This is a genomic window from Deinococcus sp., from assembly GCF_030523985.1.
Taxonomy (GTDB): Bacteria; Deinococcota; Deinococci; order Deinococcales; family Deinococcaceae; genus Deinococcus.
Genome location: NZ_JAUNHK010000069.1, coordinates 1 through 11,167 on the forward strand (window position 1 = coordinate 1; position 11,167 = coordinate 11,167).

7 protein-coding genes and 2 pseudogenes are annotated in these 11,167 nt (G+C 66.2%); 3 read left to right on the forward strand and 6 right to left on the reverse strand.

The window, feature by feature from the left end; translation table 11 throughout:
* Positions 1-551: pseudogene (locus tag Q4C89_RS10405) on the forward strand (cell division protein FtsH); the annotation flags it as partial.
* A 65-nt stretch (positions 552-616) separates the two neighbouring features.
* Here the strand turns inward: Q4C89_RS10405 and Q4C89_RS10410 are convergent.
* Together Q4C89_RS10410 and Q4C89_RS10415 are read right to left on the reverse strand one after the other, a co-directional pair.
* Positions 617-1,228: a DinB family protein gene (locus Q4C89_RS10410; protein WP_303102546.1), complete on the reverse strand. Its 612-nt coding sequence runs from the start codon at positions 1,226-1,228 to the stop codon at positions 617-619.
* A 99-nt stretch (positions 1,229-1,327) separates the two neighbouring features.
* Positions 1,328-2,227, reverse strand: a complete 900-nt coding sequence (locus tag Q4C89_RS10415; protein ID WP_303102547.1) for an acetyltransferase — start codon at positions 2,225-2,227, stop codon at positions 1,328-1,330.
* Between the two features lie 338 nt (positions 2,228-2,565).
* Between Q4C89_RS10415 and coaBC the strand changes: the two genes are divergently transcribed.
* On the forward strand, positions 2,566-3,807 hold the full coding sequence (gene coaBC, locus Q4C89_RS10420; RefSeq protein ID WP_303102548.1) for a bifunctional phosphopantothenoylcysteine decarboxylase/phosphopantothenate--cysteine ligase CoaBC: 1,242 nt from the start codon (positions 2,566-2,568) through the stop codon (positions 3,805-3,807).
* A gap of 59 nt (positions 3,808-3,866) precedes the next feature.
* Here coaBC and Q4C89_RS10425 read toward each other — a convergent pair whose 3' ends face one another.
* On the reverse strand, positions 3,867-5,591 hold the full coding sequence (locus tag Q4C89_RS10425; RefSeq protein ID WP_303102549.1) for a GAF domain-containing sensor histidine kinase: 1,725 nt from the start codon (positions 5,589-5,591) through the stop codon (positions 3,867-3,869).
* 6 nt (positions 5,592-5,597) lie between these two features.
* Positions 5,598-6,356 (reverse strand): RNA methyltransferase, encoded by a 759-nt coding sequence (locus Q4C89_RS10430; protein WP_303102550.1) that lies wholly within the window; start codon positions 6,354-6,356, stop codon positions 5,598-5,600.
* 152 nt (positions 6,357-6,508) lie between these two features.
* Here Q4C89_RS10430 and secA point away from each other — a divergent pair, with 152 nt between their 5' ends.
* Complete coding sequence (gene secA, locus Q4C89_RS10435) at positions 6,509-9,115, forward strand: preprotein translocase subunit SecA (protein ID WP_303102551.1); 2,607 nt, start codon at positions 6,509-6,511, stop codon at positions 9,113-9,115.
* 70 nt (positions 9,116-9,185) lie between these two features.
* Here the strand turns inward: secA and Q4C89_RS10440 are convergent, their stop codons facing one another.
* Both Q4C89_RS10440 and Q4C89_RS10445 read right to left on the reverse strand, forming a co-directional pair.
* A complete protein-coding gene (locus Q4C89_RS10440; protein WP_303102552.1) occupies positions 9,186-10,304 on the reverse strand; it encodes a hypothetical protein in 1,119 nt (372 codons plus the stop codon).
* Between the two features lie 113 nt (positions 10,305-10,417).
* Positions 10,418-11,167, reverse strand: a pseudogene (locus tag Q4C89_RS10445) (hypothetical protein); the annotation flags it as partial.

An 11,167-nucleotide genomic window follows, 5' to 3' on the forward strand; every position in this document is an offset into this window, starting at 1 on the left:
TGACGGTGGTGCCGCGTGGCCGCAGCCTCGGCTCGGCGCTGTATACCCCCGAAGACCGGATGCACCACACCCGCGCCGCCCTGCTCGACCGCATCTGCGTGGCGCTGGCCGGACACGCCGCCGAGGAAGTCGTGTATGGCGAAGTGACGACAGGGGCACAAAGCGACTTTCAGCAGGCCACCAGTCTGGCCCGGCGCATGGTTACCGAATGGGGCATGTCGGAGGTAGGCCAACTGGCGCTCGCCCAGGAAGACGAGGGCTATCTGGGCTTCGCCCCGCGCTCGACGGGCTACAGCGACCACACCGCCCAGCAGATTGACCAAGCGGTGTCGAACATCCTGAACGGTCAATATGAACGTGCCCGTGCCCTGCTGAGCGAACACGTCCATGTGCTGCACCGTCTGACCGACGCCCTGATTGCCCGTGAAAGCCTGAGCGGTGAGGACGTGCAGACCGTACTGGCGGGCGGCACCCTGAATGAATGGCCGACCTTGACCCAGTCGGTCAATTTGCCTACCCCCAGCGCCACGCTCAAGCCGGGGCCTGCCTGAAAACGAAACGTGAAAGCGCCAGTGGCCTTATGCATAGTCTCCTGGCGCTCGGTTTGCTGCTCTATTCAAGAAGACGCGGCTTGGGCTTCTTCCTCGTGCAGCGGGACGCCCTTCACACTTCTGAGTTTGCGGCTTTCGATGTCGGCGTGCTGGTTGAGGTAACGCAGCCAGCCTTTGGCGGTCAGCGGCCCCAGGCCATTGTGTTCGACCACGAAGTCGTCATCGGGCGGGCGGAAGTGGAGCTGGCGGGCCAAATCCACGGTGCGGGCGCGGGTTTGCGACAGCAGCGATTGCAGTTGCCCCAGCGTGCTTCCTTCGGCGGGGCGGTAACCGTGGTACTCGTCGCGCACGAACTCGCGCTGACCGAGGGCCACCTGAATGCGGCTCTGGCCCCAGCGCTCGATGCCGATGATGTGGGCCAGCAGGTCACGGTTTTCGGGCGTGTCGGCGGCCTGCTCGGCACGGCGGGTCAGGAAGGTGCCGCCCCGTTCGAGCTGCTGCCCCAGGTCAGTGAAACTGGAGCGCCCAGCGGGCTTTTCCAGCACGTTGGCGACCACGAATTCCTTGATTTCGCCCTGTCGTCTGCGGGCCAGCAGCGCTGCTCCGGCTGCCGCGCCTACCGTCGCCACCGTCACCAGAACGGCTGCGCCTACATTGGGTTTTTTACGGTCAGTCATGGGCAAATTGTAGGGCGCGGGGCAGTGAGCGACCTGAAGGTGGCCTGAACATTCGCCTGGAGAGCGAAAGTAGGGTCTATATCACCGCCATGACCCAGTTCAGCCCTCGCCCGTCACCACGTCTTCCCCACCCTCACCGGGCTTGCGGGTCTGGTTCGGCGTGGGGTCGGGGAACTCCGGGTTGGCCTTGCGGTCAGCTTCACGGGGCCACTCGGCGGCGTTGACGCGGTAGTCGGTCTGGGACGGACGCAATTTGTAGCGGGTGACTTTGGCAGGCAGGCCCATGGCGATGCCGTGCGGCGGAATGTCGTCGCGCAGCAGGGCGTGGGTGGCGAGCATGGCGTCGTCGCTGACCACACTGCCCGCCAGAATGGTCGAATGGTAGGTCAGGCGTGCGCCGCGCCCGATGACGGTCTTTCGCAGGGTCACGTCGGGGCCGTCCAGCACGCTGTGGGTATGGCTGTAGATGTTGACGTAATCGCTGACCGACGCGCCGTCGTGCAGTTCTATGCCGCCGATGTCGTCCAGCAAAACATGCCGGTGCACCACCACGTCGTCGCCCACTTCCATGTTGTAGCCCACCGAAAATTCGACGTTCTGCCAGCATTTGAAGTTCTTGCCGACCTTCTTGAAGATATGTCCCGCCAGAATGCGCCGCAGCGGAATGCCCGTCACCGGGTTCTGACCGAAGGGCGTCTGGTCAAGTGTTTTCCAGAGCCACAGCAGCGGCTTGACGCGGGCGAATTTTTCCTGGTCGGTCGCCATGTAGTACTCGGCCTCGAAGGTGACGTGGCGCGGGTCGAGGTTCAGCGCCGCGATGGGCATCTGCGCCAGCAACTCGGCGTATTCGCGCCCATACATCACCTGGGCCAGCACTTCGCGGCAGAGTTCGTTGCGATCGGTCGCGGGGTCGGACAGTCGCCGTTCCAGTTCGCTCAGAAACTGGTCGAAGGCAGACTGCGCGTCTGAGTCAATAGAAATCGGCACCAGCCAAGTCATTGGCCTACTTTAACTCTTAAAGCAATAGCGCGGTGCGGAGTTGTCAAGAGAGGTTAAACTCTGACCATAAACGAGCCATCGGCGCTGGCCTGGGCTGCGTCGCTGCTCCTGGGGTGAAATGAGTTACGACTGGGAACTGGTGGACGCCTGGGGCCGCGCTACTGCCTTTCGCGGAGCGGTGATGTATCCCCTGCCAGCGTCCCGCCTGAAGTGCGGAGCCGGGGCCACCTGCACCGTTGCGCTGAATGGAAACAGACCGACAAAAGCTGAATTGGGGAGTCTTCGACGTTCCCGTGACCGTGCAACCCTGACCGTCCGGGGGCCGCTATCCTGACCCCATGACCGCGCCCGCTGCCGACCACCCGACGCCCGACATTCTCGTCATCGTGGGGGGCAGTATGGCTGCCGTCAAAGCGCCGACGGCGCTGCGGCGAATGCGGGAGGGTGGGGCACACACCGCCGTAATCGCCACCCGCGCCGCGCTGGAATTCATCACGCCGCTCAGCCTCGCTACGGCGGGCAATTGCAAAGTCGCCACCGACGAAACGTGGTTCGCGCCGCAACCCCGTGCCCAGCATTTGGCCTTGGCCCGCGCCCGCGTGGTGGTCGTGCTGGGCGCGTCGGCGGAGTTGCTCGCCGCTGCCGCCGGGGGCCACGCCGATACCCTCGCCGCCGCCACGCTGCTCAGCGCCGAGGGCCGGGTGCTGTGGGTGCCCGCCATGAACGAAAAAATGTGGCTGCATCCCGCTGTGCAGGCCAACGCCGAGCGGCTGCGCGGCTGGGGCCACCTGTTTCTGGGGCCAGAGGCGGGCACGTTCGGCACCCCCGGCGAAGGCGCGGGCGTGGGCCGCATGAGCGAACCCGAACAGATTGCGGCGCGGGCGCTCGAACTGCTGCGCGAGGGGGAAGGACGGGCGCAGGATTTGGCGGGATTGCGGGTGGTCGTCTCGGCTGGCCCGACCCGCGAATACCTCGACCCCGTGCGCTTTATTTCCAATCCCAGCAGCGGAAAAATGGGCTTTGCGGTGGCCGAGGAAGCCCGGTCACGCGGGGCGGAGGTGGTGCTGGTGACTGGCCCGGTCAACCTCAAAGACCCGGCAGGCGTGCAGACGGTTCGTATTGAAACCGCGCTGGAGATGCAGGCCCAAATCATGCAGGCCGCGCAGGAGGCCGACATCGTGGTGATGACTGCCGCCATTGCCGATTACCGCGCCGCCGCGCCCAAGACCGAGAAGGAAGCCAAAACACCAGGGGACGTGACCATTCACCTCACGCCCAACCCGGACATTCTGGCGGGCCTGGGAGCGGAGCAGGCGGGGCACCCGAACCGCGTGCTGGTCGGTTTTGCGATGGAAACGCACGCGGGCGTCGAACGGGCGGCCCTCAAAGCCCAGCGCAAAAATGCCGATTTTATCCTGCTCAACTACCCCACCCGCGAGGGCACGGCGTTTGGCGGCGACGACAATCAGGTGACGCTGGTACGCGCCGACGGCACGCATGAGGACTGGCCCCGCATCAGCAAACGCGAGGTGGCGGCCAAGCTGCTGGATGAGGCGCTGCGGTTAAGAAGCCAGCGCTGAGGGGAGCAGATGGCGGATGGCTTAGGCCAGCTCGCGTAAAAAGCCATCCGCCATCTGCTTCACACCTGCGGCAACTGCGCCTCAATGACCGTTCCCTGCCCCGGCGCGGAGAGGATGCGGTAACTGCCGCCCCGCGCTTCCAGGCGTTCACGCATCTGCACCAGCCCCAGCCCACCGGCGCTGCTGATCCGCCCGCTGACCGCCTCGGGGTCAAAGCCCACACCGTCGTCTTGCACACGCAGGGTGACGCCCCCGCAGCCGTGCAGCGACACGCCGACCTCACGGGCGCGGGCGTGCTTGGCGACGTTGTTCAGGCTCTCCTGCAACAGCCGGAACATCACTGCCTCGTCGCCGGGCGACAGCGAAATCTGGCCTGTCACGTCCAGATTGGTGCGGATGTTGTTCTGCTCCCCGAAGTCGGCCACGTAGCGCCGCACCGTTTCCAGCAGGCCGTAGCGTTCCAGGTCTACCGGACGCAGCGCAAAAATCGAGCGCCGCACTTCCCGAATCTGTTCGCGCAGCAGCGCCGACGCCGCGCCCACCTCGGCCTCGGCCTTGTCCGGGTTGCTGCGAAGTTTGCGGCCCACCAGGTCGAGCTTGAGGGCCACGAACGCGAGCGACTGCGCCACCCCGTCGTGAATTTCGCGGGCAATGCGGGCGCGTTCGTCGCTGATCGCCAGTTCCTCGGAATAGAGGTAGGCGCGGGCGTTGCGGACGGCCAAGGTCGCCTGACCCGCCATAAAGGCCAGCAGCGGCACGCGGGCGCCCTCGAAGGCGTCGGCGCGGGCGTCGCCCAGCACCAGCACACCCACTGGCCCCTGCTCGTCGCGCATGGGGAGGCCCAGCACACTCACCGCATGGGGAAACACCCCGGCGGCTTCCTCGCTCTCGCCCAGCAGGGGCCGCCCCGCTTCGGCGACCCGCAGCGCGAAGGCGGGCGCGGGACTGCCGCCTTCTTCCTCGCGGCCTGCAAAATCCTGGGCGTATTCCAGCCGCAGTACGCCGTCCTGGTCGAACAGGTAAGCGGCGCGGGCATCGGCCCCCAAGCGCTCGGCCATGTTGCCCGTGACCCGCGAGAGCAGGCGGCGCATGTTGCGCTCGGCGCGGATGGACTGGTCCACCCGGAACAGGGTGCTGAGGTCGAGGGTGCGCTGCCGGGCGGCTTCCAGACCGTTGGCGACCTCACCCGCCAGGGCTTCTGCCAGCGCGACCGTCTGTGGCGAGGGCGACACGGCGAAATGCAATGTCATGGCCCCGCCCGCCGGGATCACCACCTTGAGGGCGTGCAGGTCGGCACTGGGAGCGGCCAGCAGGGTGCCACCACGCACGCTGCTGCTGAGGCCGCCCGGCACGCTGAGGGTGGCGTGGGTGGCCCCGGTCACGCGCACCGCTCCCCGCGTGGCGACCTCGACCGCCGCCGCGAGGTCGGGGGCTTCGGAGAGGTCGCGCATAAGTTCCTGCACGGCCCGCAGCTGCCCGTTGCTGGCGCTGAGTTCGCCGTACAGTTCACGCAGTTCCAGTTCGGCGTGTTCACGGGCGCGGGTGCCCTGAGCAATCCACTCCACACTGAAAAAGGTCACCGCAGGCCCGACCAGCCCGTAAAACAGCAGGTGCGCGATCAGTTCCGAGCGGCGGTCGGGCAACTGGGTGATCAGGAGTTCGACGCCCACCACCACCAGCACGATGAGGGGCGGCAGGACATTGCGGACCAGCCGCACCCGGTCGGAGAGCCGCACATCACGCGGCGGAGGAGCGGGCGGCGGGAGAGGAACAGAATCCGGCATCGCCCTTCAGGATAGGGGGGTCTCGGGGTCGGGTTCAGGCCGGGCCGGGGAGTCTGCCTGCGCCGCCTTGCCCACCGTGTCCACCTTCCATTTGACCTGCCGCAGCAGCCCCCGAAACAGCCGACTCTCGGCGCTGCTCATCAGGGCGCGGTCGAGCATGGCCCGCCACAGCCGCATGGTGTGCCGCGCCCGCACCGCGTCGGTGTAGCCGATCAGGTGCATGGTTTCTTGCAGGTGTCCGTACATCGCTTCCATTTCTTCACGGGTGGCGGTCTTGCGGGTGAGTTCGGGCAGTTCGTCTTGCCCCTGCAAAAACTCGTAGCAGACCAGCAGCACCGCCTGCGCCAGATTGAGGCTGGCGTAGTCGCCTGTCGGAATCCTCACCGTGACCTGACACTGTTCCAGGTCGTCGTTGATCAGGCCCGTTTCTTCGGGGCCGAACACCAGCGCCGGGGCCGCCGCCTCGCGCACCAGCGGGCGCAGCACGGCGGGGTGACGGGGCGCGGGCAGGTCGGCGCGGATGCGGGCCGAGGTGCCCACGCTCAGGTCACGGTCGGCCAGGGCTTCGCGCAGCGTCGGATAAATCTTGGCCCCGCGCAGCAGGTCTCCCGCGTGGGCCGCCATAGCGACGGACTGCGAATCCAGATGGTCGCAGCGCGGCGCGACAATCCGCAGGTCGCTGGCCCCCATGTTGAGCATGGCGCGGGCGGCGGCCCCGATGTTGCCGGGAGTTTTGGGAGACACGAGGACGACAGCGAGAGACACGCCCGCGATGATACCCGCCCGGCGGAGGCTACCCGCCGCAGCCCCCGCTCCTTGTTCTCTTTCCTTGAGCCTCCCCCACTCAATCCCCTTGCGCCGAACAGACTGAAATCGTTCAGATGTATGTCATACGGGCGGGCTATACTCCGGGGGTCATGTTCCGTGTCCTCAACAAAGTTTTTGATAACAACAAGCGCGATGTAGAGCGCATCATCCAGACGGTGGTGAAGCCTGTCAACGCGCTGGAAGAAGAAACCAAGCAGATTGATAACCTCGCCGAAGCGTTCATGGGCCTGCGCCGCCGCGTGCTGGAAGGCGGCGAAAGTCTGGATAGCCTGATCGTGCCCGCCTTCGCCATGATTCGGGAAGCGGGCCGCCGCTCCATCGGCAAGCGCCACTACGACACCCAGCTCATCGGCGGGGCCGCGCTGCACCAGGGCCGCATCGCCGAAATGCGCACCGGGGAAGGCAAGACGCTGGTGGCGACCCTGGCGCTGGCCTTCAACGCGCTGGAAGGCAAAGGCTGCCACCTGGTCACGGTCAACGACTACCTCGCCCGCGTCGGGGCCGAGGAAATGGGCCTGCTCTACCGCACGCTGGGCCTGACCGTGGGCCTCGCCAACCGCGAACTCTCGCCCGCCGAAAAACAGGCCGCCTACGCCTGCGACATCACCTATGTCACCAACTCCGAACTGGGCTTCGACTACCTGCGCGACAACATGGCCCAGAGCCGCGAAGCGCTGGTGCTGCGGGCCGATACACCGCTGCATTTCGCCATCGTGGACGAGGTGGACTCCATCCTGATCGACGAGGCGCGGACCCCGCTGATTATTTCGGGCGCGGCGGAAAAGGCCACCGACCTGTACTACGTCTTTGCCAAGCTGATCAAGCGGCTGCAAAAGGGCGAACCCGCCGAACCCGGCGTCCGCACCGAGCCGACGGGCGACTACACCATCGAGGAAAAGAACAAGGCCGTTCACCTCACCGAGCAGGGCATCACCAAAATCGAGCGGCTGCTGTCTCTGGGGGACCTCTACAGCCCCGAAAACATGGACAAGGCCCACATGATCACCCAGGCCATCCGCGCCCGCGAGCTGTACCACCGCGAAAAGGACTACATCGTCAACGCGGAAGGCGAAGTCGTCATCGTGGACGAATTCACGGGCCGCTCCATGCCGGGCCGCCGCTACGGTGAAGGGCTGCACCAGGCGATCGAGGCCAAAGAAGGCGTCAAGATCGAGAACGAAAACCAGACCCTCGCCACCATCACCTACCAGAACTTCTTCCGCCTGTACGACAAATTCGCGGGCATGACGGGTACGGCCAAGACCGAGGAAAAGGAATTCCTCGACATCTACGGCAGCGACGTGCTGGTGATTCCCACCAACAAGCCGGTGATTCGCGTGGACAGCAACGACCTGATTTACCGCACCCGCATGGGCAAGTACGCGGCGGTGGTGAAGGAAGTGCAGGAAATGCACGCCACCGGGCGGCCCATCCTGATCGGTACGGCGAGCATCGAAACCAGCGAGCAGCTCAGCGCCCTCCTCACGCAGGCCGGGGTGCAGCACGCCGTTCTGAACGCCAAGTTCGAGGCCCAGGAAGCCAGCATCATCGCGCAGGCTGGGCGCAGCGGCACCGTCACCATCGCCACCAACATGGCGGGGCGCGGCACCGACATCATGCTGGGCGGCAACGCCGAGTACATCATCGGTGAAAGCATCGAGTCTCAGCTTGGCGTCAGCCGCTACGCGCCCGAGGTCGAAGCGTTCATCAAGGCCATCAGCCGCGAAGACCCCGAAGCCGAGCGGCTGGGAATGCAGATTCCCGGCATCACGCCCGACTTTATCCGGCAGGCGCAGGAACTCCACCGCGCCACCGTCGAAGACCGCCAGCGCGTGCGCGACCTCGGCGGGCTGCACATCATTGGCACCGAGCGCCACGAGTCGCGCCGCATCGACAACCAGTTGCGCGGACGCGCCGGGCGTCAGGGCGACCCCGGCAGCAGCCGCTTCTACGTGTCGTTCGAGGACGACCTGATGCGCCTGTTCGCCAATGACCGCATGGTCGGCATGATGGACCGCCTTGGGATGGACGACTCGCAGCCCATCGAGGCCAAGATGGTCACGGGCGCGATCGAAAAGGCGCAGGCCCGCGTGGAAGACCGCAACTTCGGCACCCGCAAGCAACTGCTCGAATTCGACAACGTGATGAGCAAGCAACGCGACGAAATCTACGCCCAGCGCCGCGAAGTGCTGCTGGGGCCGGACGAGGACATCGAGGAAACCACCGAGGGCATGATTGGCGACTTCGTGGACATGCAGCTCGCCAGCTTCGCGCCCATCGAGGCCAGCCATGAGCACTGGGACATGGACGGGCTGCGTACCGCCATCGTAGACGCCGTGCCCGCGCTGGAAAACTTCGACTTCGAGGGCCTGCGCCAGCTTTCGCCCGCCGAAGCGCAAGACCGCCTGCTGACCGCCGTGGCCGACGCCTTCGACGCCCGCAAGGAAGAACTCAGCCCGACCATGATGAACAGCCTCTCGCGCTACGTGCTGCTGCAAGTCGTGGACCAGCACTGGAAAGAGCACCTGCACGGCATGGACGTGCTGCGCCAGGGCATCGGCCTGCGCGGGTACGGTCAGCGTGACCCCTTCACCGAGTACAAGTTCGAGGCCACCAACATGTTCAACGAAATGGTGGACAACCTGAAGGCGGACGTGGCGAAATTCATCTTCCGAATGCAGTTCGGCGGACAGTAAGGGGGCAAGGGTTGAGGGTGGAGAGCGGAGGGGAAAAACCCTCACCTCTCCACCCTCTCCCCTTTTCCTCCTACGGAATCAGCCAGGTCAGCGCACGGGCGTCGCCGAGGTTGTTCAGCAGGCTGCGCGGCTGCCAGTTGCCGTTTTGCAGGCCCAGCACGGCGTCGTAGCGGGTCAGGGCCGTGCGCGACAGCAGGTAGAGGTTGCCGTCGGGGGCCAGCGTCAGGTCGCGTAGGTCGTTGACGTAGGTGACGTTCTGCGCGGTGGCCGAAGTGCCGTCCCAGACGCGCAGGTACTGGTCGCCGCCTCCGGCAATGGCATTGTCGCGCCAGGCCAGCAGCAGGTTGCGCGTGCCCAGGTTGGCCCCCCAGAGGCGGTCATAACGCCGCTCGCCTAGGGCCACCACCCGCTTGGTCAGGTCGGGCAGCCCCGTGTCCAACAGGGGATACACGCCGCTGTCGGTGGCTGCGTGAATGACCGTGCCCAGCAGCGCCAGGTCGCGAATGGCGACGGTGCGTTCGGGGGCCGAAGTGACCGCGACTTTGGCAAAGGCCGGGTCGGTGGACTGGTTCGGCGCGGCGCGAATCACCTCGCTGCCGCCTCCCAGCGCGGGGCGGCTGACCACCGCCACGTCCCCCACCACCGCCACCCGCACGGGCGGGGCGTCCACCGTGTTCGTCGTGACCGGAGCCGTGCCCAGCGAGGCCGTCCAGATGACCGTACCCGCCGTGTCATAGAGCGCCAGCCGCTGCACCGCGTCGTTGGGGCACTGGCTCAGCACCGCCAGCCGGGTGCGTGCCGGGTTGAAGGCCGACTGCTGCCAGCAGGGGGTGAAGGGCGGCGCGGCAAAGACATTGACGGGTTTCAGCGTCACGTCGCGGCTCTCGGCGGCGTCCTGCCGGACCAGCAGCAGCGTGCGCCCGCTGACCGTGTAAAGCTCGCGGCCCTGCGCCACGTCCAGCGGCGTACTCAGGGTCGGCGTGTAGGTGGTCGCCGCACTGCCGTCTGCTGGGGCCGTGTCCACCGTGGCGAGTTGCGTGCCGCCCGCCAGCAGCAGCGCCAGCCGCAGCGCCGGGGCGGTTTCCTCGGTGCCCGTGCAGCCGGACAGCGTCCCGGCGACCAGCAGCGCCCCCAGCAGTTTCAGCGCCGGGCGCGGGCGAAGGGAAGAAGAAAAGGCCGTTTGGGACATGGTTCACCTCATGAGGATGGTTGATGGTTCCGCTTCACTGCTGGTTGATGGAGAAAAGGGGATGGACGTGACTGGAGGTTGCGCCGCTTCTACGTTTCTTGCGGCAGTCGATTTTAGAAAGGCAGCAACGGCACCCGCGTTCCGTCTGGGCCGCCTTCGAGCAGCGGGTAGAACTGCCCCGGCAGACCGACAGTCAGGCGGTAGCGTTTGCCCGTCACGTCCCATTCGCCCTGCATGGCCCAGCAGCAGCGGTCGAGGGTAAAGCCCAGCACAGGCGAGAGCGGTTCCTTTTCCTGCCGCACCCCGTCAATGAAGGTCAGGCGCTGGCGCAGGGCCGCTGTGAGATACACGTCGGGCTTTTCCATCTTGCCCAGCGCCACCCCCACGCGCAGCGGCTCGAAGGCGTAGGTGTCTACAGGCTTGTCGTTGGGGTAGATGCCCGTGCGGGTGCGGCTGTAACTCGCGTTGCCCGACACCGAAAAGCGCCCGCCCTGCCACTCGCCGTCGAGACTGGCGCGGCTGACCTCGGCCCGCTGCTGGTCGAGGCCGCGCAGGTTGTAGGTCAGCGAGGTGCTCAGGCGTTGCCCCGGACGGCTGGTGGTCAGCGCCCCGGTCAGGGTGGGCCGGGTAAAGCCCATGCGCCGCAGGTCGTAAGCGCCACCGTAGCTGACTTGCCAGTTGGTCGCGTTACCCGAGCGGTTGCCCACGCTGAAGTTGACCGAGCCGCTTTCCTTGGCGGTTTCGGGCTGGTCGAGTTGCAGGTCGTGGCTGGTGGAAAAGGAATAGTCGCGCCAGATGACGTTCAGGTTTCCGGTCAGGCGCGGGTACTGCACGCCCAGCGTTTCGCGCCCCGAGACGGTGAC

Excerpts from the sequence above, each read along its gene's own strand:
- Q4C89_RS10425 (WP_303102549.1), bottom strand. The coding sequence starts at position 5,591 with ATGCCGGATTCTGTTCCTCTCCCGCCGCCCGCTCCTCCGCCGCGTGAT.
- secA (WP_303102551.1), top strand. The coding sequence starts at position 6,509 with ATGTTCCGTGTCCTCAACAAAGTTTTTGATAACAACAAGCGCGATGTA.
- coaBC (WP_303102548.1), top strand. The coding sequence starts at position 2,566 with ATGACCGCGCCCGCTGCCGACCACCCGACGCCCGACATTCTCGTCATC.
- Q4C89_RS10410 (WP_303102546.1), bottom strand. The coding sequence starts at position 1,228 with ATGACTGACCGTAAAAAACCCAATGTAGGCGCAGCCGTTCTGGTGACG.
- Q4C89_RS10415 (WP_303102547.1), bottom strand. The coding sequence starts at position 2,227 with ATGACTTGGCTGGTGCCGATTTCTATTGACTCAGACGCGCAGTCTGCC.
- Q4C89_RS10440 (WP_303102552.1), bottom strand. The coding sequence starts at position 10,304 with ATGTCCCAAACGGCCTTTTCTTCTTCCCTTCGCCCGCGCCCGGCGCTG.